The following is a 26,547-nucleotide window of genomic DNA, read 5'->3' as shown; positions in this document are numbered from 1 at the left end:
TCTGACATGAAGCGCAAATTTCTTCTCACATCGATCGGCCTTGTGGCTGCAGCCGGTGGCGCGGCGTATGCGTTCGTTTTCGAACCGCCAGCAGGCGACGCGGAGGCCGCGGATCCGCGCCTCGCTTCGCCACTTGTAACGGTGGTGGAGGCGACGAAGCCGGAAAGCCCCGAGCGAGCCTTTACAGGTACGATCGCCGCGCGGGTTGAGACCAATCTTGGTTTCCGGGTGCCGGGCAAGATCGTTCAGCGCCTCGTGGATATCGGTGAACAGGTGAAGGCGGGCCAGGCGCTCCTGCGGATCGATGAGACCGATCTACAACTTGCGCTCACCGCCAAGCGCAACGCTGTCGCTGCAGCACGCGCTGTCCTGGTTCAGGCGCGTGCGGACGAGAGGCGCTACGCTGTTCTCGTGAAGAACGGACTGGCGGCAACGCCACAGCGTTACGAGCAGGCGAAGGCGGCGCTCGACACCGCGACGGCACAGCTCGCCGCCGCGGAAGCGGAAGCGAAGGTCGCGGAGAACGAAGCGACCTATTCTGTCCTGGCCGCGGATGCGGATGGAACGGTGGTCGAGACGCTCGGGGAGCCGGGGCAGGTTGTCTCCGCCGGTCAGACGGTGGTTAGACTTGCCCACGCCGGTCCCCGCGAGGCCGTTATCGCACTTCCCGAGACGCTCCGGCCGGCGATCGGCTCGGTGGCCGGGGCCAGCCTGTATGGGGGCGACGAGCGTCGCTACACGGCACATCTGCGGCAGTTATCGGACTCCGCCGATCCCAGGACGCGTACCTACGAGGCCCGCTATGTGCTCGACGGCGGGTCCGCGGCAGCACCGCTCGGCGCCACGGTTACCATTCGGATTGCAAACCAGGCGAGCCAGCCGGAGGTCCAGGTGCCGCTGGGAGCCGTGCTCGACGATGGCGAGAGGACTGGCGTTTGGGTGGTGGATAGCGCCACCTCGACCGTACACTTTCGGCCCGTCAAACTTGTTCGCGTGACCAGCGAGGCCGCCATGCTCTCTGGATTGAACTCTGGCGATCCGATTGTTTCGCTTGGCGCGCATCTCCTGCAGGAAGGCGCTCGCGTCAGGATTGCCCCTGAGTGGAGTAACTGATGATGAGCCTCAATCTTTCCGCGATCGCCGTTCGCGAACGGGCCGTTACCTTGTTCTTCATCCTCCTGCTGGTGGCCGCCGGCGCCTACGCCTTTCTCATGCTTGGACGGGCAGAGGACCCCAACTTCACCATCAAGACCATGACGGTCACGACGGCATGGCCGGGCGCGACGGCACGCGAGATGCAGGACCTCGTCGCCGAACCGCTGGAGAAGCGGCTTCAGGAGCTGACCTGGTACGACCGGTGGAGACGACCACACGGCCAGGCTATGCGTATATGACGGTCACGCTGAAGGACAGCACACCGCCGTCCGTCGTGCAGGAGGAGTTCTACCAGGCCCGCAAGAAGCTCGGGGATGAAGCCCGCAAGCTGCCGTCCGGCGTCTTCGGCCCCTTCGTCAACGACGAATATTCGGACGTGAGCTTCGCCCTTTATGCGCTAAAGGCCAAGGGCATGCCGATGCGTGAGCTGGCCAGGCAGGCCGAGGTGATCCGACAGGATCTCCTTCACGTGCCCGGCGTCAAGAAGATCAACATCCTCGGTGAACGTCCCGAACAGATCTTCGTCGAGTTTTCCTATGCCAAACTGGCGACCCTCGGCGTATCAGCACAGGATATTGTTGCCGCCTTGCAGCGGCAGAACACTGTCACACCGGCAGGCTCGATCGACACAAAGGGACCGCAGGTCTTCATCAGGGTCAACGGCGCTTATGACAGTGTCCAGGCGATTGCCGACACACCGATCGCCGCTGCGGGGCGGACGCTGAAGCTCTCCGACATTGCCGAGGTCCGCCGCGGCTACGAGGATCCTGCCACCTACCTGATGCGGCGCCAGGGCGAGCCGACCATCATGCTGGCGGCTGTCATGCAGGAGGGCTGGGACGGTCTCGCGCTCGGCAAGGCGCTGGAGGATAGGACTGCGGCGATCGCACAGGCACTGCCGCTCGGCATGACGCTCGACAAGGTGACCGACCAGGCCGTCAACATAACCTCGGCGGTCGACGAATTCATGATGAAGTTCGCCATGGCGCTCGGCGTGGTGCTGGTGGTGAGCCTGCTCAGCCTGGGCTGGCGCGTCGGCATCGTCGTGGCGGCTGCCGTCCCGCTGACGCTTGCGGTCGCCTTCCTCATCATGCTGGAAACCGGCCGGTTCTTCGACCGCATTACGCTCGGCGCCCTCATCCTGGCGCTCGGCCTTCTCGTGGACGACGCCATCATCGCCATAGAGGTGATGGTGGTGAAGATGGAAGAGGGCATGGACCGCATCAAGGCGGCTGCCTATGCGTGGAGCCACACTGCCGCGCCAATGCTGTCGGGGACACTCGTGACGATCGCCGGCTTCCTGCCGGTGGGCTTCGCGCGCTCGACCGCCGGCGAGTACGCCGGCAACATCTTCTGGGTGGTGGGCTTCGCGCTCATCGTCTCCTGGATCGTCGCGGTGGTCTTCACGCCCTACCTCGGCGTCAAGATGCTGCCCGCGATCAAACCGATCGAAGGCGGGCACGAGGCGATTTACAACACACCGAACTATCGGCGTCTGCGACGGCTCATCACCTTTGCGGTGCGCCACAAGTTTCTGACCTGCGCCATTGTCGGCATTGCCTTCGCGCTTTCTGTAGTCGGCATGGGCGCCGTCAAACAGCAGTTCTTCCCGACGTCCGACCGCCCGGAGGTGCTGGTGGAGGTTCGCCTGCCGCAAGGCACCAGCATCGAGACGACGACGGCGACCGTCGAGAAGCTCGAAAACTGGCTGGACGAGCAGCCTGAGGCCAAGATTGTCACGAGCTATGTCGGTCAGGGCGCTCCCCGCTTCTTCTTTGCGATGGCACCGGAGCTGCCTGACCCCGCCTTCGCCAAGATCGTCGTGCTGACGCCCGACGCGGAGGCGCGCGAGGCTTTGAAGCATCGGCTGCGCGAAGCCGTGTCACAGGGCCTTGCACCTGCGGCCTATGTACGCGTCACCCAGCTTGTGTTCGGGCCGTACACCCCGTTCCCGGTCGAGTTTCGGGTGATGGGACCTGATCCCGCCCAGCTATACAGCATTTCCGAGAAGGCCCTCGACATGCGGCAGGCCAACCGCGATTGGGGCAATCGCACGCCTGTTCTCCGCTTCATCCCGGATCAGGAGCGACTGAACCTCATCGGCCTCTCGCCGGCCGAGGCGGCCCAGCAACTGCAGTTCGTCCTCAGCGGTATCCCCGTTACGCAGGTGCGCGAGGACATTCGCAACGTTCCGATCGTCGCACGCAGCGCCGGCGGCGAGCGGCTGGATCCGACGCGTTGGCGGATTTCTCGCTGATGAGCCGCGACGGCCGCCCGATTCCGCTGGACCAGATCGGCCACTCGGAAATCCGTCTGGAAGAGCCGATCCTGAAGCGCCGCGATCGCACGCCCGTCATCACGATCCGCTCGGACATCAATGAGGCGACCCAGCCTCCGGAGGTCTCCAAGCAGATCATGACCGCCCTTCAGCCGCTGATCGCATCGCTCCCGGCCGGCTATCGCATCGAGCTGGGTGGATCGATCGAGGAGGCTGGCAAGGCGAATACCGCGCTGGGCAAGGTTTTCCCGGCCATGATTGCCGCCATGCTGATCGTCATCATGCTGCAGGTGCGATCCTTCTCGACGATGGCCATGGTCATGCTGACGGCACCGCTTGGCCTTGTCGGCGTCGTGCCGATGTTGCTCACCTTCAATCAGCCCTTCGGGTTCAACGCCATCCTGGGCCTGATAGGACTGGCGGGCATCCTGATGCGCAATACGCTGATCCTGACCGAACAGATCAAGGAGAACCGTGCTGCCGGTCTTGATGATTATCACGCCGTCATCGAGGCCGCGGTGCAACGCACGAGGCCCGTGATCCTGACCGCACTTGCCGCCGTGTTGGCCTTCATTCCCCTCACACATTCCGTCTTCTGGGGATCGATGGCGTATACGCTGATCGGCGGCACGGGGGTCGGCACGGTGATGATCCTGCTCTTCCTTCCGGCGCTCTACGCCGCGTGGTTCAGGATCAAGCCGACTGCAGATGAGATCCATGAGGATCCGACCGAGGAACTGGAAGTGCGCCCAGCAATGGCGGCCGAGTAGGGATGGGTCGTCGGGCGGACACAGTGCAAGGTCTCGCGCGCTGGCCCTGCCTGGACACACGCAAAGCCGGTTGCACGATCTTGCCGCTACAGATGATCGTTCACAGTGAGCCCGGTAGATCCGATTCACCGGTTCTGGAGAAAACCATGGATCTTCTGTTCCGAACGGGAATTGATTCCGACGAGGTACGCGCGCGCATCCTGGAAGTGGCGGAGGAGCACTTTCGCCGTATCGGCTACGCTAAGACGTCCGTGGCCGATATTGCCTCCGAACTCGGCATGAGCCGCGCGAACGTCTACCGTTTCTTTCCCTCGAGGGAGGCAATCAAGGAGTCCATCTGCAGGCGGGTCTTGAACGGTACCGTTGAGGTCGCCTTTAAGATCGCACGCAGGAGCGCGCCGCCCTTGGAGAAGCTCGAGGAGCTCCTGACCGCCGTTCACCACCACAACAAGACGAAACTGCTCAACGACAGGCGCATGCATGACCTGATTGTAACGGCCATGCGGGAGAACCGGCTGGTCATCAAGGCGCATACTGAGCAGATGGTGACGATCCTCGAGGCAATCATCCGCGAGGGCATTGAAACGGGCGAGTGCGAGGTGGAAGATCCCGCCGAAGCGGCGCGCGCAGTCAAGACCGCGTTCATGCCGTTCTTCCATCCTATTCTGATCGAGCACTGCCTTTGACACGGCGAAGACACCGAAGCGGGCCTGCGTGAGCAGATCCGGTTCATCCTAAAAGCGCTCGGTAGGTCGGACGATGCCCGCTGACCAGCCGGATGCGGACCTAGTCTTAGTCTAAGTCTAAGGGCAAGGATCGCCTGCAGGAAGGGCGGCAGAACATCGAGGCTGGAGCACCGGCGCGTAATTCGCCGAGCTGCGCGCCCTCCTGGGACCTACCAATGACGATCCACTCACCAGAGTGGCCAGCGTGTTCGCCGCCTGCGCCAATTCTCACAATGCCCCGTAGCACAAATTCATGATCCATTAACCAACTGAATTAACGCTTATAATCTCACAAACGGAATGAACTCGGCCCAATTTTCCGTCACCCAGACGGCGATTTTCGCGTCGCATCACTATCGATAGGGCCCCAGGATCGACAGTGATGGATTTGAGCCTGTTTTCTTACCGTTTGCGGCGCCTTTGCTGCTACTCTGAGGCGGATCCTCAAGATGGAGCCTGTCCCAAACGACGTCCCGACCGCGCCTCCAACCCTTGATTTCGCCTCACTAGTAATCAATATTAATCACTGTGATTGATATTGAATCGGCAGGAGCCAAATATGGAAACGAAGGTGCTGACGGCGCACGTACCACTGCCCCTCGCCGAGAAAGTCGATCAGATCGCGGCACGGCTTGAGCGCTCGCGCGGGTGGATCGTCAAGCAGGCGCTGACCGCCTGGGTCGATCAGGAAGAGGAGCGCCGACGCTTGACTCTGGAAGCGCTTGCCGACGTCGACGCTGGCCGCGTTATCGATCACCAGGCCGTCCAGGCCTGGGCCGACAGTCTAGATGATGACAAGCCGCTACCCTTGCCGCTGTGACGAAGCTTGAGTGGACGAGTAAGGCAGTCGCCGATCTAGGGCGCCTCTATGATTTCCTGGCACCGGTAAATCGGCAAGCTGCGGCTCGTACTGTGCAATCGTTGACGAGCGCTCCAGCACGCCTGCTCGAACAACCGCGCATCGGCGAACGGCTGGAGGAATTCGACCCTCGAGAGGTTCGGCGAATTCTCGTTGGCCATTACGAAATACGGTATGAGATTCGGCGGACGACGATCTCCGTGCTGCGGCTTTGGCATACGCGTGAAGGCCGTTAGGAAAGCGCCAGTCGGAAAGGCGTTCATGTGGCAAAGGGAATCCTGTGACAATCGGCGAGGATGCGATCCTGCGCCGCGCCGAGGACTCGACGCGCTCGACGCCATCCTGCCGTTCGACCGTCGCGACCAGCTCGCCGAACTACCTACTGACGACGACGTCGCCACGCTCAAGTATCTCGCCGACGAGGGTATGGGCGAACACGTTGCGGGCGCTTGCCTCGGATTTGGGCTATCTCGAGGCCTGGCGCCAACTGGCGACGGGCGCCCCCCTCCCCTGGCCGGCGCCGGAATCGCTGCTCCTGAAATTCGTTGCCCACCATCTCGGGATCCGGTCAAGCGTGCCGACGATCCGGCCCACGGCAATGCCGGCGGAGGTCGGGGCCGAATTGCGCGCCGAACGCCTGCTCAGGGCCTGCGGCCCGCACGCACCGGGCACGGTGCGCCGGCGGCTGACCATCTGGTCGATCCTGACGCGTTGGCGTGGCCTGACCGGCGCTTTAGTTCCTCGAAACATGCGCCAGCGATCGGCTGGTGGGCGTGCGTGATCGGGCCCTGCTTATAACCGCGTTTGCCTCCGGCGGCGGCCGCCGGTCGGAAGTGTCGGGACTGCGGGTCGAAGATCTTGTTGACGAGGAACCGGTGCGCGCCGATCCGGCCGACAAGAACTCCCCTTCTCTCCCTTGACTCAGTATTCACCTCGGCCACACGAAGACGACCATTTGCGACGACCAGCGAGCATGTGCTGCTGATCGGCCGGCCAGTGACCGCCTTGAAGCAGTGGCTGGCGGAAGCAGCGATCAAGGGTGGGCCGGTGTTCCGGCGCATCGATCAATGGGGCAATGTCGACCGGCGGGCGCTGACGCCGCAATCGGTCAACCTCGTCCTCAAGGCTCGCGCCAAACAGGCCGGGCTCGATCCGAAGCTGTTTTCGGCGCATGGGTTGAGGTCGGACTATGTGACGGAACCTGCCCATCGTGACATTCCACTGCCGGAGGCGATGCAGCAGTCGCGGCACAAGTCGGTGACGCAGGCGGCGAGCTACTACAACAACGCGGAACGGACGAGCGGCCCGGCTGATCGTCTAGGCGAGACTACGCGCCGAACAATGTATCGGCTCGCCTCTCAAACGACTGCCATTCTTCAGGCTCCGCTTCCGGCTCCGAAGTATCGTTCCGGTCAGCGGCCGATGCTGCCCTACCCCACGCTTCAGCACGCTGCATCAGCGACACCATCTCTCCCTTCAAGCGATACGAGCGTTGCAGGTCGGCGGCGTGCTCTGCGTTCTGGCGGGGATCGTAGAACACGCCGATCGCCGCGCCGGCTGCCTGCCGTGCCGCCTCCAATTGTTCTTTCAAGCTCTCCAACTCGGTTTTCGCTGCAAAATACTGTTTCATCACCGCTATCAGCTCGCGGTCACTGGCGCTGATTTCCACGATCCCTCCTCCTTGGAATTCCTCTTTGCGGGCATTGAGCAATAAGAATGGCAGAATCCGGATAGAGTTCCTGTGAAAACGACAAAAGCCCGGCGCGGGAGGAGGTGCGCCGGGCTCCGATAAGTGACCGACAGCCTGGGAGAAAACTGCTGTCCGTCGGATCGAAGCGATTCGGGAGGAGATGAATCGCCTCGATACTTCGAACGTGGTATCGCGGGGCAACATATTCAAGAGCGTTCACGCCGCGGCCGAGTGCAGCATTGTTACCAGTCGCTGAATGCTCCACACGGAAAAGGCCGAGTTGACCCCGGCCTTTCCAAGGCTCGCGTCTGAGGAATCGGTTAGGCCTGCAAATTGTCCGCCGACATCTTGCCGGACTTACGATCCGCCACCAGCTCGTAGGTGATCTTCTGACCATCCTTCAACTCCCGCAGGCCCGCCCGCTCCACTGCGGAAATGTGTACGAAGACATCGGCGCCGCCGTCGTCGGGCTGGATGAAACCAAAGCCTTTTGTTGCGTTGAACCATTTTACTGTACCCGTTGCCATAGCGTCTTCCCTTGATCCTGGCCTGCCGAACCCTTTGCCGGTCAGGCTCGTCATATGCGGCAGCACAGATAGACCGTTCTGGATTCGACGGAAAGCCGAATTATTGGCGGAACGGAAGTTGGGACGGGTGGCGGCTAGTCATCTTACCGTCTAACGGCCCTCAGTCCGTTTGCCTTTCCTATCTCTGGTTTTGGAAACGGTGCTCGTTTTCAGCGGCTTCGCGCTGTCTGGCTGCTTCTTCACCGCGGATTTTGGCGTCTTTTTCGCTTTGGTAGCAATTGCAGGTTCGTGGGGTTCGCCAAGAACCGCAGCATTTTCCAGCACCTCTGCCCCATTGATTTTTCCTGACTCAAGTTCGTTCGCAGCCTGAAACCAATACTTGAGACCATCATCCTCCGGTCGCCCTGCTCTCTCCCACAGCTCATAGGCCCGCTTCCTGATCAGTTCTTCCTTGTCCGTCTTCATGACAACGCTCCTTGTCGACTGAGGTGGGAAACGGCGGCGGGCGGCTGTGAAGCCTGATTTCGTGCTGATGATGAATTTAAGGCGGATGGCCCATCCTCGCAATCGCCACTAGTTTTTTGCGCGTTGCTTCAGGCGAATACTGACCGGACGTCCTTCGGTTTGTTGGACTTCAAACTGGTTTGTCTTGCGAATGAGATCGCTGAGCTTTCGGAACCCGAAGGTGCGCGAATCAAAGTCCGGCGCCAAATTGAGCAATTGCTTGCCCACCGCGCCAAGATTGACCCAGCCGTCGTCGGTTTCCTCTTGGGCAAGAACCTTTTTGATCAACGGCACAGCGGCGCTCGCCGGTTGCAAGGACTTTCCGGCCGACGCGGCGCTCTGATCGTCTTTCAATGCGCCCGGAAGAAGATTCTCGGTGTAGAAGAACCGACGGCAGGCCTGGCGGAAACTCTCCGGAGTTTTCTGTTCGCCAAAGCCAAAGACGTCGATGCCCTGCTCGCGGATACGTGCGGCAAGGCGCGTGAAATCACTATCGGAAGAGACGAGGCAGAAGCCATCAAAGCGGCCGCTGTGCAAAAGATCCATGGCGTCTATCACAAGCGTGATATCGGAAGCATTCTTCCCTGTCGTGTAGGCGAACTGCTGTTGCGGGATGATGGCATGTTTCGCGAGCACCTCCGCCCAGGCTTTGGAACGCGTGCCCGAGAAGTCGCCATAGATCCGACGGACGCTGGCTTCGCCGATCTTTGCAACCTCTTCGAACAACCCGTCGACAATCTTTGCCGAGGTGTTGTCGGCATCGATGAGAACAGCGAGGCGTGGTGATCGTGACTCAGACGGCATGCGACGTTCCTTTCCTCCAATTCGGACTTAGCTTAGCAGCCGCTCCGCAATCGGCCTATCCAGCTTTCATGTCCGCACTCTTACTTTGCCCGCATCAGGGCTAGCTGCCGGCCGAGTTGATATGGCCTGCCTTTCCAATAATGCAGCCGACGGCAAATGTGGTGCTCCCCAAGCCCGTAACATCGTAAGGGATGGGCTGACGCCCGGCATCGGCCGCACCACGACAGCGGCTGTCATCGGGTCGGAAGTTGCCGTTCCCCGTCCCCCGTCCGGCCGGTAATCGCAAATTTGCAGGTCAAAAGGATGGGGAATTCGAATCCATGTGCCGCGCTGTGCCGCGCTCGAGAGGCCCTTATGCTGGAGGCCGAAAAACCCTGACAGCTGTCAGGCCTGACAGCTGTCAGGGTTTTGATATTCCGGTTCCCATTCACCCCACCTGTTTGTCACTTTGCCTATCTGCTCTCAGAAGCGCCATGAGAACCGGCCCAAGCGAGAATTCGCCGCGCGTCGCCTTGCGTGTGAGCTCCCGGAGATATCCGCCCGGTGAATTGATATGCCCGCCGCGCTCGAGGATACAAGCAATCGCCGCCGCCGCATTTTTCCGGCCTCATCACCTCGCAGGCCTCCTGATAGGCCGACGGGCTGACGCCCAGCATTGACCGGACCACCACCGCGGCCGACATAAGCAGGACATCTCTTTGTCAAGACGGGCTGCTGCGCGCCAATTCGGGCCAATGCGCTTTTCCCGCACCGCAGCAATTTCATGCGCGGCGCGTCTATGTTACGAAGGCGGGGCCGGCCCTGCCGGGGGACGCAGAAAGACACGAGGGACCATGGCGGCACGCCAGCGCATCATTCCCGTTCGACGAGAATACAATCGCTGGGTCGCCAACCAGACGCTCGAAGACTATGCCCTGCGCTTCACCGCCAAGAGCGCGCGGCGCTTTTCCTCCGAGCGCATCTCGCAGACGGCGATCGGCGCCATCTCCTTCCTGGCGCTGGAGGCGATCGGCGGCGCCATCACGATGTCCTACGGGACCACCAATGCGATCGTCGCGATCCTTGTCGCGAGCGTGATGATCCTGCTGGTCGGTTGGCCGATCAGCCGCTATGCCATCCGCCACGGCGTCGACATCGACCTTCTGACGCGCGGCGCAAGCTTCGGCTATATCGGCTCGACGATCACCTCGCTCATCTATGCGAGCTTCACCTTCATCCTCTTCGCGATCGAAGCGTCGATCATGTCCGGGGCGCTGGAATTGGCGCTCGGCGTGCCGCTGTGGATCGGCTACATCGTCAGCGCCGTCATGGTGATCCCGCTGGTGACCCACGGCGTGCGACTGATCAGCAAGTTCCAGCTCGTCACCCAGCCCTTCTGGATCGTCCTCAACATCCTGCCGTTTGCCTTCATCGCGCTTGCGGATTGGGAAAAGGTTGGCCTGTGGCTCGCCTATGCCGGCATCCACCACGCCTCCGGACCAGCCGGCACCGTCGCGCCCTTCGATCTCGTCGAATTCGGCGCGGCTTCCGCGGTAATCTTCGCGCTGATGGCGCAGATCGGCGAGCAGGTCGACTTTCTGCGCTTCCTGCCGCCGGACGGGCAGCGCAAGCTGCATCACCGCATCGCGGTGTTTCTCGCCGGCTCCGGCTGGGTGATCGTTGGCGCGCCGAAACTGTTGGCCGGCTCCTTTCTCGTCGTGCTCGCGCTCAGCGCCGGCGTGCCCTCGACCAGGGCCGCCGACCCGGCACAGATGTATTACACCGCCTTCGGCTATATCGTCCCGTCGGAGACGGCTGCGCTCATGCTGATGGTCGCCTTCGTCGTCGTCTCGCAGCTGAAGATCAACGTGATGAATGCCTATGCCGGGTCGCTCGCCTGGTCGAACTTCTTTTCACGGCTCACCCACAGCCATCCGGGCCGCGTCATCTGGCTGGTCTTCAACGTGGCGATCGCGCTGCTCCTGATGGAGCTCGGCATCTACCGTCTGCTCGAGGAGACGCTCGGCATCTTCTCGATCATCGCCATGGCCTGGCTCTGCACCATCTCAGCCGATCTCTTCGTCAACAAGCCGTTTGGCTTGTCACCCCCCGGCATCGAGTTCAAGCGCGCCCATCTCTACGACATCAATCCCGTCGGCCTCGGCACCATGGGGGTATCGGCGCTGCTGGCGCTCGCCGCGCATTTCGGCGCCATGGGCGAGGTTGCCGCCTCGCTCGCGCCTTATATCGCCCTCGTCACGGCCTTCGTCGTCTCGCCGCTCATCGCCTGGTGGACGGAGGGCAAGTTCTATCTCGCCCGCAAGCCGCGCAAAAGCTGGTTCCGCGAGAGCGAGATCACCTGCTCGATCTGCGAGCATCCGTTCGAACCGGAGGACATGGCCTGGTGCCCGGCCTATGCGGCGCCGATCTGTTCGCTCTGCTGCTCGCTCGACAGCCGCTGCCACGACATGTGCAAGCCGAAGGCGCGGCTGAACACGCAGATCTCCACCGTCGCCAAGGCTTTGCTGCCGGATATGGTCGTGGCGAAGCTCGCGACAAGGCTCGGCCGCTATGCGATTTCGGCGGTCATCTCGATCACCGGCATCGGCATAATCCTGGCGATGATCGCCCACCAGACGACCGCCGCCTCGCCGGAGACCGCAGCCGTCGTCGAGCGGACCATCGCCGTCGTCTTCTTCGTCTTCGCCATCCTTGCTGGCGTCGTCTCCTGGTTCTATGTGCTTGCCCACGACAGCCGCGTCGTGGCGGAGGAGGAATCCTCCCGCCAAAACACGCTGCTCCTGAAAGAGATCGCAGCCCATAAGAAGACCGACGCAGCGCTGCAGAACGCCAAGGAAGCGGCCGAATCTGCGAACCGCGCCAAAAGCCGCTACGTCGTCGGCTTGAGCCACGAGTTGCGAACGCCGCTCAACGCCGTGCTCGGCTACGCTCAGATCCTCGAACGCGACGAGACGATCCCGTCGTCGCGGCAGGGCGCGATCAAGGTGATCAAGCGCAGCGCCGACCATCTTTCGGGGCTGATCGACGGCCTGCTCGACATCTCCAAGATCGAGGCCGGCAAGCTGCAGGTCTATTCGAACGAGATCAACATTCACGACTTCCTCGACCAGATCATCGACATGTTCCGCCCGCAGGCGCAGGCCAAGGGCATCGGCTTCGAGCACAACCGGGCCGCCTCGCTGCCGCAATATGTGCGCACCGACGAGAAGCGGCTCCGGCAAATTCTCGTCAACCTGCTTTCGAACGCGGTGAAATTCACCGATCAGGGCCACATCCGCTTCGAGATCGCCTATCGCAGCCAGGTGGCGACCTTCACCATCGAGGATAGCGGCCGCGGCATCAGCGACAAAGACCTGCCGAAGATCTTCGATCCCTTCCAGCGTGGCGACGCGGAACACCGCATGCCCGGTCTCGGTCTGGGGCTCACCATAACGCGTCTGCTGACCCAGACGCTCGGCGGGGAAATCTCCGTCACCAGCGAAAAGAACAGGGGCACCGCCTTCAAGGTGCGGCTGATGCTGTCCGCCATCGACCGCCCGGCGGCGCTGAAGGATCCGGTGCGCAAGATCCGTTCCTACAAGGGACCGCACCGCACCATCCTCGTCGTCGACGACAATGCGGACCACCGCGACCTGATGCGCGAGGTGCTCGTGCCGCTCGACTTCACCGTGCTGACGGCGGCGAGTGGCGCCGATTGCCTGGCGCTCATCGAAGCGACGCGGCCCGACCTCTTCCTGATCGACATCTCGATGCCCGGCATGAACGGCTGGGAACTGGTGACGAAGCTGAGGGAACACGGCCAGACGGCGCCGGCGATCATGCTGTCCGCCAATATCGGCGACGGCTCGGCGGCCGGCGCGATCGGTCACAACGACACGCTCGCCAAGCCCTTCGGCGTGCGCCAGCTCACAGACAAGCTGGCAATCCATCTCGGCCTGGAATGGATCCACGAAGGCGACGTCAAGGACCTGTCGCCCATTGGCAAGACCGGTACCGTGACAAGCCCCGGCGACCATCACGTCAGGGAATTGATCCAGCTCGGCGAAATCGGCTACGTGAGGGGCATCGAGGCGAGATTGACGGAGATTGCCCTGAACCCGGAGAACCAGCCCTTTGCCGAGGCGGTCAGCGCCTACGTCCGCGCCTTCGACCTGTCGGGCTACGACGCCTATCTGAAACGGCTGCTTTCCGAGGAGACGAACGCCCGTGCCTGAGGCCACCAACCCGCGCGACATCGTGCTGCTCGTCGACGATTCTCCAGAGGCTCTCGGTTTCCTGACCGAGGCGCTGGAGCAGTCCGGTTTTTCCGTGCTGATCGCCACTTCCGGCAATGCGGCGCTCAACATCGCCGACCGCATCACGCCTGACATCATCCTGCTCGACGCGGTGATGCCCGGCATGGACGGGTTCGAGGCCTGCACCCGGCTGAAGGCGAATGCCTCGGTCGCCCAGGTGCCGGTAGTGTTCATGACAGGGCTCACCGAGACGGAACACGTGGTGCGGGCGCTTGAGGCCGGCGGCGTCGACTACCTCACCAAGCCGATCAATATCGACGAACTGTGCGCCCGCATCCGCGTCCATCTTTCCAATGCGCGTTCGGCCCAGAGCGCCCGCGTCGCGCTCGACGCCGCCGGCCGGCATCTGCTTGCCGTGCGCGGCGACGGCACGGTGCGCTGGTCGACGCCGCAGGCGACCCGCCTCGTCAACGCCGCCACCGGCAGCGACGACGGACTTGCGATCGTCACTGCCCGCATCGCCGCGTGGATGCGGGAGCGGCAAGGCGGCGAAAGACAGGGCAACCTGTCGCTCCATCGGGCCGGCCAGACGGGCCTGCAGATTTCCTATCTCGGCGCGATCGGCGCCAACGAATATCTCTTTCGGCTGACCGCCGAAAACGGCATGAACGACGACGAGATGCTCCGCCAGCATTTCCAGCTCACCCAGCGCGAATCGGAGGTGCTGCTGTGGATCGCCAAGGGAAAATCCAACCGCGACATTGGCGAGATCCTGGGCTTGAGTTCGCGCACCGTCACCAAACATCTCGAACAGATCTATGTGAAGCTCGGCGTCGAGAACCGCGCTTCGGCGGCGGTCAAGGCCACGCAGGTGCTGCACGGGATCTGAGTATCCTCGTTAGTTCCAGAAAAAAGGCGCGAACCGAGTTAACGGACCGCGCCAAATTCGCACTTATCGTGCGTTGCCCTGGGAGGCAAGTTATTCGGCAGGCTGAACCACCGCCGGAATGGTCTCGATGGATGCATCGCCGCCAAGCGCGACCGAGAGCTGCGCCTGGTCCAGCTCGCCTTCCCACTTCGCCACGACCAGCGTCGCGACAGCGTTGCCGACGAAGTTGGTGAGCGCCCGGCACTCGGACATGAAGCGGTCGATCCCTAGGATCAGCGCCATGCCGGCAACCGGCACGGACGGCACGACGGAGAGCGTCGCGGCGAGCGTGATGAAGCCTGCGCCAGTGATGCCGGCAGCACCCTTCGAACTCAGCATGGCAACGAGCAGGAGCAGGATCTGGTCGCCGTAGGACAGCGGCGTGTCGGTCGCCTGGGCGATGAACAGCGCTGCCAGCGTCATGTAAATGTTGGTGCCGTCGAGATTGAAGGAGTAGCCGGTCGGAATGACCAGGCCGACGACCGAGCGCTTGCAGCCGGCCTTCTCCATCTTGTTCATCAGGCCCGGCAGTGCGGCTTCAGAGGACGAGGTGCCGAGAACGAGCAGCAGCTCCTCCTTGATGTAGCGGATGAGCGCCACGATCGAGAAGCCATTGTAGCGCGCCACGGCGCCGAGCACGACGAAGACGAACAGGAACGATGTGAGATAGAAGGTGCCGATCAGCATGGCGAGGTTGGCGATCGAGGCGACGCCATATTTGCCAATGGTGAAGGCCATGGCGCCGAAGGCACCGATTGGGGCGGCCTTCATCAGGATCGCCACCAGCCGGAAGATCGGCAGCGTCAGTGCCTGCAGGAAATCGACGACCGGCTCGGCCTTCTTGCCGACCATGGCGAGCGAGATGCCGAAGAGCACCGAGATGAACAGCACCTGCAGGATGTCGCCCTCGGCGAAGGCGCCGACGAGCGTCGTCGGAATGATGTTCATCAGGAAGCCGGTGATCGACTGCTCATGGGCCTTCGCCGCATAGGTGCTGATCGCCTTCGCATCGAGCGAGGCCGGATCGATATGCATGCCCGCACCCGGCTGCACGACATTGGCGACGATGAGACCGACGACGAGCGCGAGGCTGGAGAAGGTCAGGAAGTAGATCATCGCCTTGCCGGCGACGCGGCCAACCTTGGCGAGATCGGTCATGCCGGCAATGCCGGTCGCGACCGTCAGGAAGATGACCGGTGCGATGATCATCTTGACGAGCTTGATGAAGGCGTCGCCGAGCGGCTTCAGCTGAGTGCCGAGCTCAGGGTAGAAATGCCCGAGCAGGATGCCTGCGGCAATCGCCGCCAAGACTTGGACATAGAGATGGCGGTAAAAGGGTGTCTTGCCGCGGACCTCCGCGGAATGTTCGATGATCATGTGTTATCCTCCACGTGGGTCGCCCAGTCCGGCAACGCGCCGGGCCTCCCGGGCCACTTTTCCGAAGATCGACAGCGCGCGGCTGCCTTGTGGAGATCGTAAGCAACAAGCGTGCCAGTTCGCCGCTTATGCCTCAGGCCATTGAAATCGCTTAGTTTTTGCCGAACGCACCCAAGCACCCCTCGTCGCGCGTGCGGAAATCCGCACAGCGCGGCTGGCGCTCTGGGCGAAAACATGCACAATGTCGCTATGTTGAAATACCCGCCGGGCACGGACGAGTTGGGCGCGCTGCGTCGCCGGGCGCGGCAATCATGGCTCGTCTTCGCGGCCGTGACGCTCATACTCCTGGTCGCAGGCCTGCTGTTCGCCGGCGCCTATGGCCGATCGCAGGCGCTGGCCGACCTTGCCGAGCAGAGCCGGCTCGATGCCAGCCTGAAGGCCTCGCTGCTAAGGGCGGTCGTCGAACGGCAGCGGGCTCTGCCCCTGGTTCTTTCCGACGACACCGCCATTCGCGAAGCGCTGGTCTCGCCCAACCCTCGATCGCTGGAGCCGATCAATCGCAGGCTCGAAAGTCTCGCGACAAGTGCCGAAGCGGCCGTCGTCTATCTGATCGACCGCGATGGCGTCGCGGTAGCCGCCAGCAATTGGCGGGAGGCGACGAGCTTCGTCGGCAACGACTACGCCTTCCGCGACTATTTCCGCCAGGCGATGCGCGACGGCAAGGGCGAGCATTTTGCCATGGGAACGGTGAGCAGGCGGCCTGGCCTCTACATCTCGCACCGTGTCGACGGGCCGGAGGGACCGCTCGGCGTCATCGTCGCCAAGCTGGAATTCGACGGCGTCGAGGCCGACTGGCGTGTCACGGACAAACCGACCTATGTCACCGACCGCCGCGGCATCGTGTTGATCACCAGCCTGCCCTCCTGGCGCTTCATGGCGACGAAAGAGATCCCCGACGACCGCGTCGCCGACATTCGCGAGAGCCTGCAGTTCGGCGATGCGCCGCTGCTGCCGCTGCCCTTCCATCGGATCGAAGCCTGGCCGGACGGCTCCTCGACGCTGGAGGCGCTGCTGCCCGGTGATGGCAGCGAGGCATTCCTGCGCATAGAAACGCTAGTGCCGTCGACGACCTGGCGGCTCGAACAACTGTCGCCGCTCAAGGCAGCGCTCGCGGCGGGCGCACGGGAGATGCGGCTCATCATGCTTGCCGCACTGGTGCCGCTTCTCGCGCTTGCCGCCCTTCTCTTGCGCCGGCGACAGCTGGTTGCGATGCGGTCGGCGGCGGAGCGGCTGGCGCGCAACGAGCTCGAAGTGAAGGTCGAGGAGCGGACGCGTGACCTCAGCATGGCACGCGACCGCCTCGAAACCGAGATCGCCGACCACCGGCATACGGCCGAGAAGCTGCAGGCCGTCCAGCAGGATCTCGTCCAGGCGAATCGGCTGGCGATCCTCGGCCAGGTCGCCGCCGGGGTCGCCCATGAGATCAACCAGCCGGTCGCGACGATCCGTGCCTATGCGGACAATGCCCGCGTCTTCCTCGACCGCGGCCAGAGCGCAACGGCCTCCGAGAACATGACGAGCATCGCCGAACTCACCGAGCGCGTCGGCGCCATCACCGACGAGTTGCGGCGCTTCGCCCGCAAGGGTCACTTCGCCGCCGAGCCGACGGCGATGAGGGACGTCGTCGAGGGGGCGCTTCTGCTGTTGCGCAGCCGCTTTGCCGGCCGCATGGACGTGATCCGCATCGAACTGCCGCCGGACGGCCTCAAGGCGCTCGGCAATCGAATCCGGCTCGAACAGGTGCTGATCAACCTGTTGCAGAACGCGCTGGAAGCGATCGGCGACCGCGACGGCGCTGCGATCCGGGTGCGATGCGAGGAGACGGCGGGTGGCATCTTGCTTACGGTCGCCGACAACGGCCCAGGCATTCCGGCCGCCATCCGGGACGAGCTGTTCACCCCCTTCAACACCTCCAAGGAGGAAGGCCTCGGTCTCGGACTCGCCATCTCGAAGGAGATCGTCTCCGACTATGGCGGAACGATCGAGGTCGATAGCGGCCCGTCCGGAACGACATTCACCGTGCATCTGAAGAAGGCTGACATGCAATGAGCGGCGCCCCCTCCGCGTTCCTGATCGATGACGACCGCGACCTGCGCAAGGCGATGCAGCAGACCCTGGAACTCGCTGGCTTTACGGTCGCGCCCTTCGCCGGTGCATCGGAGGCGCTCGCGGAACTCGATCCCGGCTTCGAGGGGGTTGTCATCAGCGACATCCGCATGCCGGGCATGGACGGGCTGGCCCTCTACCGCAAGATCGCCGAGCTCGACGCGGACCTTCCGGTCATCCTGGTGACCGGCCATGGCGACATACCGATGGCCGTCCAGGCCATCCAGGACGGCGTCTATGACTTCATCGCCAAGCCGTTTGCCGCCGACCGGCTCGTCCAGAGCGCCCGGCGGGCGGAGGAGAAGCGTCGGCTGGTGATGGAGAACCGCGCGCTTCGGCAGGCGGCGGAGGCGGCTTCCGAAAGCCTGCCGCTGATCGGCCAGACGCCGGTGATGGAACGGCTGCGGCAGACGCTGAGGCATATCGCCGACACCGACGTCGACGTATTGGTCGCCGGCGAGACCGGCAGCGGCAAGGAGGTCGTGGCGACGCTTCTGCACCAGTGGAGCCGGCGCCGGAGCGGCAATTTCGTCGCCCTGAATTGCGGCGCGCTGCCCGAAACGGTGATCGAGAGCGAGCTTTTCGGCCACGAGCCCGGCGCCTTCACCGGCGCCGTCAAGAAGCGCATCGGCCGGATCGAGCATGCGAGCGGCGGCACGCTGTTTCTCGACGAGATCGAGGCGATGCCGCCGTCAACGCAGGTCAAGATGCTGCGCGTGCTCGAAGTCCGCGAGATCACGCCGCTCGGCACCAACACTGTCCGCCCGGTCGACATTCGCGTCGTTGCGGCGGCCAAGATCGACCTAGGCGATCCGGCCGAGCGCGGCGAGTTCCGCGAGGATCTCTACTATCGGCTGAACGTCGTGACCCTGTCGATCCCGCCGCTCCGCGAACGGCGCGAGGACATTCCGCTGCTCTTCTCGCATTTCCTGAAACGCGCCGCGGAACGCTTCGGGCGAGAGGTGCCGACGATCTCCGTCGCCGTGCGCGATCACCTGATGTCGCACCCCTGGCCCGGCAATGTGCGCGAGCTTTCGCACTTCGCCGAACGGGTAGCGCTTGGCGTAGAGGAGACTCAGGTCAAGACGGCCGGCGCGCCTGCGCCGAGCGCCGGCACACTGCCCGAGCGACTGGAGCGCTACGAAGCCGATATCCTCAAGGAGGCACTGACCGCCCATCGCGGCGACGTCAGGGAGACGCTGCAGGCGCTTGGCATTCCCCGCAAGACCTTCTACGACAAGCTGCAGCGCCACGGGATAAATCGGGTGGACTATGCCGGGCGGACCGCCGCCGAGGAGCCTTGACGGCGCCCGATCGATGCTGGACGCAATCGCTTGACGGCGAACCTCCCGGGCCTATCTCCAGCCCATGGACACGACCGAGCGCAGGCGATCCGCCTTCACAAATTTCCGATCGCTGCGGATTGCACTGCGACGCCTTGAACGCGGCCGCGATTCCTGGGCGCTGCGCTGGCAGGCACTGCTGGCATTTATCGATCTCAGCATCCTCGCCTTCTTCATACTAGGCCCCTATCTCCGGGCGGGCCCCTCCTATCTCATCATCGACTACACGATCGCGGCCTGGATCGGCATCGAACTGCTGGCGCGCGTTTTCGCGGCTCCTTCTATCCCGGTTTTTCTCAAGAGGCCGACGACATGGGTCGACGTGGTCATCCTCGCGACGCTTTTGTTTCCGGACCTGTTGTTCAATTTCGCGTTCTTGAGGGCCATGCGGATCTGGGCGATCGGGAGAAGCCCGCTGCTTCGCGAGGGCTTGCGCCGCGTTGGCGGCGCGCACCTTCAGGACGTGGTCCGCGCCTGCCTGAATTTCCTCGTCTTTCTGTTCATGATGACCGGCTTCGTCTACACGACCTTCTTCTATGCACAGGAAGGCGGCGAAGGGTTCGTCGATGCGCTTTACTTTACCGTGGCGACCGTCACCACGACCGGCTTTGGCGACATCACGCTGCCCGGCACATTGGGCAAGCTCACCTCCGTCGTGACGATGATCATCGGTATATCGCTCTTCGTCAGGCTCGCCCAGGCCGTGGTTCGTCCGCACAAGGTGAACTTCCCCTGCCCCCAATGCGGGCTGCAGAGGCACGACCTCGATGCCGTCCACTGCAAGGCCTGCGGCCACCTCCTCAATATCCCCGACGAAGGCGACTGAGAGGCTACTTCCGTGCGAAGCTGAAGGTGAAGTGGCTGCCGCGATGATAGTCGATGGCGTGGACGACGGGGGCGCCGGCCGTGCTGAAACAGGTTTCGCGAATGAGCAGCGCCGGTCCGAAGTCTCTGAGATCGTGGCGTTCGATCACGTCCTCCGGCAGCATGACGGCCGAAACGGTGGCCGAAGACATGCGCGGCCGGTGCCGGAAGCGATCAAGCAGATCGAGCAGCGAGCCGCTCCAGTCGATGTCGTAGAGGCGGTTCGGAATGATGCTGCGCGGAATGTAATCGACGCAATAGAGGATCGGCTCGTCCTTCTGCAGGCGCAGCCTTTCGAGACGGATGACGCGCTCGCCCTGCCCTAGCTTCAATTGTTCAGCGGTGACCGCGTCGGGCATTTCCTCTGCGATCGAAAGCACCTTGTTGAGGGTCGCATAGCCGTAGTGGCGCGTCATGTCGGTGACGCTCTCGAACACGGTGATCGGCCTGTCCACCTGGACGGCCGACATGGCGGAAACGAACCGGCCGCGCCCGTGCTCGACATAGATGACGCCATCCTGTTCGAGCAGTTTCAGGGCCTCTCTCAGGGCCGGTCGCGAGATCTTGAAACGCTGCGTCAGTTGCGCCTCGGTCGGCAATTTGTCGCCGGGTTTCAGCCCCTCCTCGCGGATCAGGTCGGCGATTCGATCGCGAAGCTGGATAACCAGAGTGCGCGTATCGCGAAGCGGTTCGTCCAATTCTTTCTCCAATGCGCTGGCGGACGCGACCTTCTTGTCTGACAAATTCGCTGCGGTCAAGGGCATGCAGGCAGAGGCTGCAATTCAGGAACCCGACGGACGACGATCGTTCCCTAAAGAACCTCTTCGCCTCTTGACACAACCTCCCAATGTCGTCAGTTGTCTTACAACATCCAGGCCGATGATCGCCTGCCACCATCGAGAGGGAACCATGCTGAATTTTGACGAACAGAGATTTCTTCGGATCCAGTCCGGCGCCGTCGCCCTCGGGCCGCGCCTCGACGCGGTCATTCGGGCCTGCCTCGATAAGGGCGCCGAGAATATCTTCTTCCTGGGAACCGGCGGCGCCGCCATCCTGATGCAGCCGGCCGTGCAGTTGCTCCAGCGAAAATCATGCTTCCCCGTCTTCGCCGATCTTGCCGCAGAGCTTGTCGTGACCGGCTCGGCCAATCTGACGGAGAAGTCGATCGTCGTCATACCGTCCCTCTCCGGCACCACGAAGGAAAGCGTGGTGCTGCTTGACAAGGTCAAGGAGATCGGCGCGACCGTGCTGACGCTGGTTGGGCACGAGGACACGCCGCTCGGCAAAGGCGGTGATCATACCTTCGTCAACTTCGCCGAAGACGACACGTCCTGCGAATCCTTCTACCTGCAATCGCTCTTCATTGCGCTGTCGATCCTCCGGCACCGCGGCGAAATTGACAATTGCGAGCAGATCGTCGGCGAGTTGGAAAGGCTTCCGCAGTTGCTGCTGGACGTGAAGCGCAGCTACGAGGCCAAGGCTGAACACTTCGCCAAGATTCTCGCCGGCTCGGACTATCACATCATCACCGCGGCGGGGAACGCCTGGCCGGAAGCATCCTATTACGGCATGTGCATTCTCGAAGAGATGCAGTGGATCCGCACCCGTCCCGTGCACGCCTCGGACTTCTTCCACGGCACGCTGGAACTTGTCGAGAAGGGCGTCAGCGTCATTCTCTTCAAGGGCGAGGACAGCTTGCGGCCGCTCGCCGAGCGCGTTGAGAATTTCGCTCCGATCTATACGGACAAGCTGACGGTGCTCGATACGGCGCAGTTCGACCTGCCCGGCATATCGGCCGAAGTGCGTGGTCTCGTCTCGCCCATCGTCCTTGCGACAGTGCTCGAGCGCATCAGCGCGCATCTCGAAGTGATGCGCAATCATCCGCTGACGACGCGGCGCTACTACAAGCGCGTTGCGTATTGAGCCGGCAAGCGGCACGAAGGGTCGCGGGTGCAACAGCATTCGCGGCTCCGCTGGGCAATTGTCAGGGACAGCCATGACCTCCTTCCGCCTTGCCGCCGTCGGCGACAACTGCATCGATCGCTATCGTCCGCCGCTCGCCCAATCCTATGTCGGCGGAAATGCGGTCAATGTTGCAGTGCAGCTTGCGCGACTCGGTCATCACTCATTCTATTTCGGCGCCGTCGGACGGGACCCGGACGGCGCAAAGATACGTCGGCTCCTGCATGAAAATGGAGTGAGGCTGGATCATCTGCGGGAAAGCGACGGCAATACCGCCTATACGGACATCGATATGACGTCCGCGGGCGACCGGATTTTCGTCCACGAGGACTTCGGAGTCTGCGCCGGATATCGGCCGGACCGGGCCGCAATCGAGATCCTGAAGACGATGGATCACGTTCATATCGGCTGGCTCGATGACGGAGGGGCGCTGCGTCACGCCCTTTCGGCGGCGGGTGTCAGCGTCTCGCAAGACATCTCGGTCAACGCTTCGGTCGCGCACCTCGGGGTCGAGGGGTTGTCGATCGCATTTGGGTCGGCGGGCGAGAATGACACTGAGGCCGAACGCCTGGCCGCCGACTTCCTGTCACGCGGCGCCCGGCTTGCCGTGGTGACCCGCGGTGAGCGTGGCTCGCTTGCAATCGACGGCAAGGAGCGAGCCTCGGCCGGTATCCGGCCCGTCGAGGTCGTAGACACGACGGGTGCCGGAGACAGTTTCATCGCCGGCTTCATCGCAGCCCGGGCGGAAGGCCGGTCGCTTGCAGAATGCTTGCAAGCCGGTCGCGACCTCGCCTCCCTCACCTGCACCCATATCGGCGGTTTCCCGCAAGACCCGCAGCCGCTCTGAGGTACAGGTCTGCCGCATCTAGTCGTGCGCTTATGGCGCTGCCATTCTCAAGGAAGCAACTGACTCTGGAACAGGCTGGCACGTTCACACTTCGGGTGAGCAAAGAACGCCGCCGGTTCGCCCCTTCGACGATGCGCCCCCAACTCATGAAGATCATAACGCGGTGTCTGCATAGGCGATGAAGCCCAGCGCCGCGGCGCGCAGATGCACTTGCCGGCTCGACATTCGCATCAACGGACATCGAAGCGACCGAACCGGGCTTCGATGCGGGACTGGAGATACTCCAGGCAGACCGAGAGAAGCCAATAAATCATCGAGGCGGTGATCAGCATCTCGATATGGCGGAACTCCGTCTGCCCCTGGGTGCGGGCGAGATACATCAGCTCCCAGACACCGACGACGGATACGAGCGATGAATCCTTCAGCATCGCGATGAACTGGTTGCCGGTCGGCGGAATGATGACGCGCATCGCCTGCGGCAGGATCACCAGTCCCATGGTCTGGGCGGAGCTCAGGCCGAGAGCCGTGGCGCCTTCCGTCTGGCCGCGCGGGATGCTCTCGATGCCGGCCCGGAAAATCTCGGTCATATAGGCGCCGTAGCACAGCGACAGCGCCAGAATGCCGGCAGGAACGGCGCTGATGACGTAGCCGACCTGGGGCAGACCCAGATAGATGATGTAGATCTGCATCAATAGCGGCAGGCCGCGAAACAGCGAGGTGTAGAAGGTGGCGAAACCGTAGATGACGCCGTTCTTCGACAGCTTCGCGATCGCTCCGGCCAGTGCGATGATCGTCGCGACCGCTATCGAGATCACCGATATGTAGAGTGTCGTGACGACGCCCTGCGAGACGAGAAAGCCGATCTTCTTCGCGATGAAGGCGAAGGATAGATCGAAGGAATAGAAGAACAGCATCAGGAGCGCGAAAAGCTCCATCCAGACGCCGACCACCTGCAGGTGGCGCGGCAGCTGGCGCAACGCCTTCCAGTTCACCGCCGCCGTGATAGCTATCAGCAATGCCCCAAGGAATTGCCCAAGCGCGGGATGGGCGGCGATCCAGTCGGAAGCCGACGGCAGCACATGCGCGATCCAGGCCGGACTGATGCCGAGGCCGTAGATGGCAACCGTGACGAGCGCGAGCATAAGGAAAACGCCGGTGCGTCGCGCCGCGTCCGGGTAAGTCAGTACCAAGCGACCAATCATCCAAACTCTCCGGCGTTCAGGCAGCGCGCTCGCGCCACCAGTCCTGGGCCTGCAATTTCCAATAGGTGAGTTGAGCGACCGCGAGGCCGGCATAGCCGCCGGCCCAGACGAGCCCGAAGGGCTTGAAGAGCTTGTAGCGGTCGGACTGGCCGAGGATCGCCTCGGCGACAAGCTTTCCGCCGATCGCGGTCGTGTTGAGCCCATGGCCGCCAAAGGCGGTGCAATGCCAGGCGCCCGACTGCATCTCGCCGATCTGCGGCATCAGATGGCGCGCATAGGACATGAGGCCGGACCAGGCGAGTTCCGTCTTCAGTTCCTCAAGCTGCGGATAGGTCCCGACCATCTCGCGGCGCAACTCCCGTGCAAGCGCCGCCGGCGAGGCCGCCCGCGTCGTGATCCGCCCGCCCCACAACAGCCGTTTACCGCCGTCGACGAGCCGGTAATAGTCGCCGGCGCGGCGATTGTCGCCGACCGCGTCGCTGGTGGCGACCGCAGTGCGGATGAGCTCCGGCGCTTTCTCGCTCAGCATCACATAGGTGGCGATCGGCAGGAACGCGCGGTTCAATCGGCCGTTCAGAGGGCCGGTATAGCCCCCGGTGCTGAAGACGACCTGGCGCGCCCGGACCTTTCCGCGGATCGTCTGGACGGTCTTTTCGGCGCCGTTAAGCGCCGTTCCAATGGCCGCCGATCGCTCGTAGATCCGGCCGCCGAGACGCTCGACCTCGTCCGCTACGCCGCGAAGGTAGTTCAACGGATGAATGTGAAAGGCTCGGCCGTCCCGCAGACCGTGGAAATAGCGCTTCGACTTCAGGACGGAACGAACCTGGTCGGTGTCGAGATATTCGAGCTCGTAGCCGTAGGCGCGCCTCATCTCGTCCGCATGCGCTCTCATGCTCTTGCCATCGTCATGGCGCAGCACACTGACAAGTCCGGCCTGAGGCCGGGCGCCGTCGATCTTCAGCGTTTCGATCGTCTGCCGGACGAAATCGACACCCTCTATCGAGAGAAGATGCAACTGCCGGGCTGCTTCGCCGCCGGCCCTTCTGGCGATCTCCGCAGTGCCGGTGGCATAACCCGGGCTCACGAAGCCGCCGTTCCGGCCCGAAGCGCCAAAGCCGACACACTCGGCCTCGAGGACCACCACGGACTGGCCGGCGCGGGCGAGCTGGAGCGCCGTTGTCAGACCAGCGAGGCCTCCGCCAACGACAACAGTGTCGCATTCGACGGCTTCGGAGAGAACTGGTCTGACCTTCGTGTCGGCCATCGTCTGTTTGTAATAGGTATTCGGATAGGACATGATCACCCGCAGAGATCGACGCATGACAAGGCTGCGGGCGGCACAGCCGCCCGCAGCAAGGATCAGTCGGCGCTATAGTCCTTGCCGTACCACTTGGTGGTCAGCGTCGCGAGCGTACCGTCCTTTTTCATCTCGGCGATGATATCGCCGACCTTCTTCGTCCAGTCCGGATCGACCTTTTCGGCAATCACGACCAGCGGCTCCTTGAAGGCGTATTCGCCGTCGAGAACCCGGAGCGGGTAGCCATTCTTGATGGCGTTCATGGCGGTCTGTTCCGGCGCGATGACGGCGTCAAGCCGTACGCCGTTGCCAAGGCGCAGATCGTCGAAGGGAAGCATTGAATCGGCGAAGGTGCGGATTTCGCCGGGCTCGAGCTTGTATTCGACCGGCGAAAGGCCGGGCGCGTCGATCTCGAGCTGGCGACGAATGAAGTCCTCGGAGGTCGTGGCGGTCTCCACGCCGATGATCTTGCCGTTCAGATCAGTGACGGACTTCGCCTGGCTGTCCTTGTGAAGGACATAGACATAGGGGCTGTAGTAATAGATGCCGGCAAAGTCGATCACCTGCGCACGCGCCTTGGTCGGGGTGACGGAACCGACGCCGAGATCGTAGCGCCCCTGCCAGCGGCCGCCGGTCAGCGTCGCCCAATCGGGAGTCTCGAAGCTGACTTCGACGCCGAGTCGCTTGGCGATCTCCTTCGAAACGTCAATGTCGAAGCCGACCATCTCGTTGTTGTCGTCGAGATAGCTCTGGGGCGGCCAGCCGCTATTGGTGGCAACGACCATGGCCTTCTTGTCCATGACCCGGTCGAGCGTTTCGCCCGCCTGTGCGGCGGTCACGAACGCCAGTGCGGCAGCGCCGATGGCCAGCTTTGCAAACAGTCTCCTCACGCAATCCTCCTGTTCAAATCCGTCAGCGGACAGTTCCCGTTTATGTAAGATGTCTGACAACTAGATTTGTAAGTCGAAGCGGCTGGCTGTCAAGGCCGAATGGCTGCCCGACCCATGAAACGAA

20 protein-coding genes and 3 pseudogenes are annotated in these 26,547 nt (G+C 62.9%); 13 read left to right on the top strand and 10 right to left on the bottom strand.

Features of this window, described 5'->3' with window-relative positions:
- Positions 1–6 precede the first annotated feature (6 nt).
- The 6 genes and pseudogenes from USDA257_RS11300 to USDA257_RS11280 form a co-directional block, all read left to right on the top strand.
- The gene (locus tag USDA257_RS11300; protein WP_014763083.1) at positions 7–1,113 is read left to right on the top strand and encodes an efflux RND transporter periplasmic adaptor subunit; all 1,107 of its coding nucleotides are present in this window, start codon (positions 7–9) and stop codon (positions 1,111–1,113) included.
- 2 nt (positions 1,114–1,115) lie between these two features.
- A pseudogene (locus tag USDA257_RS11295) lies at positions 1,116–4,203 on the top strand (efflux RND transporter permease subunit).
- A gap of 146 nt (positions 4,204–4,349) precedes the next feature.
- On the top strand, positions 4,350–4,889 hold the full coding sequence (locus USDA257_RS11290) for a TetR/AcrR family transcriptional regulator (RefSeq protein WP_014763082.1): 540 nt from the start codon (positions 4,350–4,352) through the stop codon (positions 4,887–4,889).
- 598 nt (positions 4,890–5,487) lie between these two features.
- A complete protein-coding gene (locus USDA257_RS11285) occupies positions 5,488–5,748 on the top strand; it encodes a CopG family ribbon-helix-helix protein (protein WP_014763081.1) in 261 nt (86 codons plus the stop codon).
- Complete coding sequence (locus tag USDA257_RS33850; RefSeq protein ID WP_080605563.1) at positions 5,745–6,023, top strand: type II toxin-antitoxin system RelE/ParE family toxin; 279 nt, start codon at positions 5,745–5,747, stop codon at positions 6,021–6,023. The genes USDA257_RS11285 and USDA257_RS33850 overlap by 4 nt, the downstream gene beginning before the upstream one ends.
- Before the next feature lie 44 nt (positions 6,024–6,067).
- Positions 6,068–7,107, top strand: a pseudogene (locus USDA257_RS11280) (tyrosine-type recombinase/integrase); the annotation flags it as partial.
- Positions 7,108–7,114: 7 nt separating this feature from the next.
- On the opposite strand, the gene USDA257_RS11275 reads toward USDA257_RS11280, so the two are convergent.
- The 5 genes and pseudogenes from USDA257_RS11275 to repC all read right to left on the bottom strand — a co-directional run.
- Complete coding sequence (locus USDA257_RS11275) at positions 7,115–7,456, bottom strand: hypothetical protein (protein ID WP_041415134.1); 342 nt, start codon at positions 7,454–7,456, stop codon at positions 7,115–7,117.
- A 341-nt stretch (positions 7,457–7,797) separates the two neighbouring features.
- A complete protein-coding gene (locus USDA257_RS11270; RefSeq protein ID WP_014763078.1) occupies positions 7,798–8,004 on the bottom strand; it encodes a cold-shock protein in 207 nt (68 codons plus the stop codon).
- A gap of 150 nt (positions 8,005–8,154) precedes the next feature.
- Complete coding sequence (locus tag USDA257_RS11265; RefSeq protein WP_014763077.1) at positions 8,155–8,469, bottom strand: DUF2934 domain-containing protein; 315 nt, start codon at positions 8,467–8,469, stop codon at positions 8,155–8,157.
- A gap of 108 nt (positions 8,470–8,577) precedes the next feature.
- Complete coding sequence (locus tag USDA257_RS11260; RefSeq protein ID WP_014763076.1) at positions 8,578–9,312, bottom strand: NYN domain-containing protein; 735 nt, start codon at positions 9,310–9,312, stop codon at positions 8,578–8,580.
- 427 nt (positions 9,313–9,739) lie between these two features.
- Positions 9,740–9,998, bottom strand: a pseudogene (gene repC, locus USDA257_RS33845) (replication initiation protein RepC); the annotation flags it as partial.
- A gap of 147 nt (positions 9,999–10,145) precedes the next feature.
- On the opposite strand from repC, the gene USDA257_RS11255 reads away from it, so the two are divergent.
- Positions 10,146–13,526, top strand: a complete 3,381-nt coding sequence (locus USDA257_RS11255; RefSeq protein WP_014763075.1) for a hybrid sensor histidine kinase/response regulator — start codon at positions 10,146–10,148, stop codon at positions 13,524–13,526.
- Positions 13,519–14,436, top strand: a complete 918-nt coding sequence (locus USDA257_RS11250; protein WP_014763074.1) for a response regulator transcription factor — start codon at positions 13,519–13,521, stop codon at positions 14,434–14,436. The genes USDA257_RS11255 and USDA257_RS11250 overlap by 8 nt, the downstream gene beginning before the upstream one ends.
- A gap of 90 nt (positions 14,437–14,526) precedes the next feature.
- On the opposite strand, the gene USDA257_RS11245 is transcribed toward USDA257_RS11250, so the two are convergent.
- Complete coding sequence (locus USDA257_RS11245) at positions 14,527–15,852, bottom strand: dicarboxylate/amino acid:cation symporter (protein ID WP_014763073.1); 1,326 nt, start codon at positions 15,850–15,852, stop codon at positions 14,527–14,529.
- A gap of 234 nt (positions 15,853–16,086) precedes the next feature.
- Here USDA257_RS11245 and USDA257_RS11240 point away from each other — a divergent pair, with 234 nt between their 5' ends.
- From USDA257_RS11240 to USDA257_RS11230, 3 genes are all read left to right on the top strand, one after another.
- Positions 16,087–17,961: a sensor histidine kinase gene (locus USDA257_RS11240; protein ID WP_014763072.1), complete on the top strand. Its 1,875-nt coding sequence runs from the start codon at positions 16,087–16,089 to the stop codon at positions 17,959–17,961.
- Positions 17,958–19,322 carry a sigma-54-dependent transcriptional regulator gene (locus tag USDA257_RS11235; protein ID WP_014763071.1) on the top strand — a complete coding sequence of 455 codons (1,365 nt, stop codon included), beginning with the start codon at positions 17,958–17,960 and terminating at the stop codon, positions 19,320–19,322. The genes USDA257_RS11240 and USDA257_RS11235 overlap by 4 nt, the downstream gene beginning before the upstream one ends.
- A gap of 64 nt (positions 19,323–19,386) precedes the next feature.
- Positions 19,387–20,187 carry a potassium channel family protein gene (locus USDA257_RS11230; protein ID WP_014763070.1) on the top strand — a complete coding sequence of 267 codons (801 nt, stop codon included), beginning with the start codon at positions 19,387–19,389 and terminating at the stop codon, positions 20,185–20,187.
- Between the two features lie 4 nt (positions 20,188–20,191).
- Here the strand turns inward: USDA257_RS11230 and USDA257_RS11225 are convergent, their stop codons facing one another.
- Positions 20,192–20,923, bottom strand: a complete 732-nt coding sequence (locus USDA257_RS11225; RefSeq protein ID WP_014763069.1) for a GntR family transcriptional regulator — start codon at positions 20,921–20,923, stop codon at positions 20,192–20,194.
- A 211-nt stretch (positions 20,924–21,134) separates the two neighbouring features.
- Between USDA257_RS11225 and USDA257_RS11220 the strand changes: the two genes are divergently transcribed.
- Together USDA257_RS11220 and USDA257_RS11215 are read left to right on the top strand one after the other, a co-directional pair.
- Positions 21,135–22,148 carry an SIS domain-containing protein gene (locus tag USDA257_RS11220; protein ID WP_014763068.1) on the top strand — a complete coding sequence of 338 codons (1,014 nt, stop codon included), beginning with the start codon at positions 21,135–21,137 and terminating at the stop codon, positions 22,146–22,148.
- A 73-nt stretch (positions 22,149–22,221) separates the two neighbouring features.
- The gene (locus USDA257_RS11215) at positions 22,222–23,034 is read left to right on the top strand and encodes a PfkB family carbohydrate kinase (protein ID WP_014763067.1); all 813 of its coding nucleotides are present in this window, start codon (positions 22,222–22,224) and stop codon (positions 23,032–23,034) included.
- A gap of 230 nt (positions 23,035–23,264) precedes the next feature.
- On the opposite strand, the gene USDA257_RS11210 is transcribed toward USDA257_RS11215, so the two are convergent.
- From USDA257_RS11210 to USDA257_RS11200, 3 genes are all read right to left on the bottom strand, one after another.
- Positions 23,265–24,236, bottom strand: coding sequence for an amino acid ABC transporter permease (locus USDA257_RS11210; RefSeq protein ID WP_014763066.1), 972 nt, complete (start codon positions 24,234–24,236; stop codon positions 23,265–23,267).
- 16 nt (positions 24,237–24,252) lie between these two features.
- Complete coding sequence (locus tag USDA257_RS11205) at positions 24,253–25,533, bottom strand: NAD(P)/FAD-dependent oxidoreductase (RefSeq protein ID WP_041414098.1); 1,281 nt, start codon at positions 25,531–25,533, stop codon at positions 24,253–24,255.
- Between the two features lie 62 nt (positions 25,534–25,595).
- Positions 25,596–26,423, bottom strand: coding sequence for a transporter substrate-binding domain-containing protein (locus tag USDA257_RS11200; RefSeq protein WP_014763064.1), 828 nt, complete (start codon positions 26,421–26,423; stop codon positions 25,596–25,598).
- Positions 26,424–26,547 lie beyond the last annotated feature (124 nt).

This window comes from Sinorhizobium fredii USDA 257 (genome assembly GCF_000265205.3).
Taxonomy (GTDB): domain Bacteria; phylum Pseudomonadota; class Alphaproteobacteria; order Rhizobiales; family Rhizobiaceae; genus Sinorhizobium; species Sinorhizobium fredii_B.
Note: the sequence above shows the minus strand (reverse complement) of the source record. Positions and strands in the feature narration are given on the sequence as shown.

Bases quoted from the DNA above. Each gene is read 5' to 3' on its own strand.
- USDA257_RS11300 (WP_014763083.1), top strand. From the start codon at position 7: ATGAAGCGCAAATTTCTTCTCACATCGATCGGCCTTGTGGCTGCAGCC.
- USDA257_RS11290 (WP_014763082.1), top strand. From the start codon at position 4,350: ATGGATCTTCTGTTCCGAACGGGAATTGATTCCGACGAGGTACGCGCG.
- USDA257_RS11285 (WP_014763081.1), top strand. From the start codon at position 5,488: ATGGAAACGAAGGTGCTGACGGCGCACGTACCACTGCCCCTCGCCGAG.
- USDA257_RS11270 (WP_014763078.1), bottom strand. From the start codon at position 8,004: ATGGCAACGGGTACAGTAAAATGGTTCAACGCAACAAAAGGCTTTGGT.
- USDA257_RS11265 (WP_014763077.1), bottom strand. From the start codon at position 8,469: ATGAAGACGGACAAGGAAGAACTGATCAGGAAGCGGGCCTATGAGCTG.
- USDA257_RS11260 (WP_014763076.1), bottom strand. From the start codon at position 9,312: ATGCCGTCTGAGTCACGATCACCACGCCTCGCTGTTCTCATCGATGCC.
- USDA257_RS11255 (WP_014763075.1), top strand. From the start codon at position 10,146: ATGGCGGCACGCCAGCGCATCATTCCCGTTCGACGAGAATACAATCGC.
- USDA257_RS11245 (WP_014763073.1), bottom strand. From the start codon at position 15,852: ATGATCATCGAACATTCCGCGGAGGTCCGCGGCAAGACACCCTTTTAC.
- USDA257_RS11240 (WP_014763072.1), top strand. From the start codon at position 16,087: ATGCACAATGTCGCTATGTTGAAATACCCGCCGGGCACGGACGAGTTG.
- USDA257_RS11235 (WP_014763071.1), top strand. From the start codon at position 17,958: ATGAGCGGCGCCCCCTCCGCGTTCCTGATCGATGACGACCGCGACCTG.
- USDA257_RS11230 (WP_014763070.1), top strand. From the start codon at position 19,387: ATGGACACGACCGAGCGCAGGCGATCCGCCTTCACAAATTTCCGATCG.
- USDA257_RS11220 (WP_014763068.1), top strand. From the start codon at position 21,135: ATGCTGAATTTTGACGAACAGAGATTTCTTCGGATCCAGTCCGGCGCC.
- USDA257_RS11215 (WP_014763067.1), top strand. From the start codon at position 22,222: ATGACCTCCTTCCGCCTTGCCGCCGTCGGCGACAACTGCATCGATCGC.
- USDA257_RS11210 (WP_014763066.1), bottom strand. From the start codon at position 24,236: ATGATTGGTCGCTTGGTACTGACTTACCCGGACGCGGCGCGACGCACC.
- USDA257_RS11205 (WP_041414098.1), bottom strand. From the start codon at position 25,533: ATGTCCTATCCGAATACCTATTACAAACAGACGATGGCCGACACGAAG.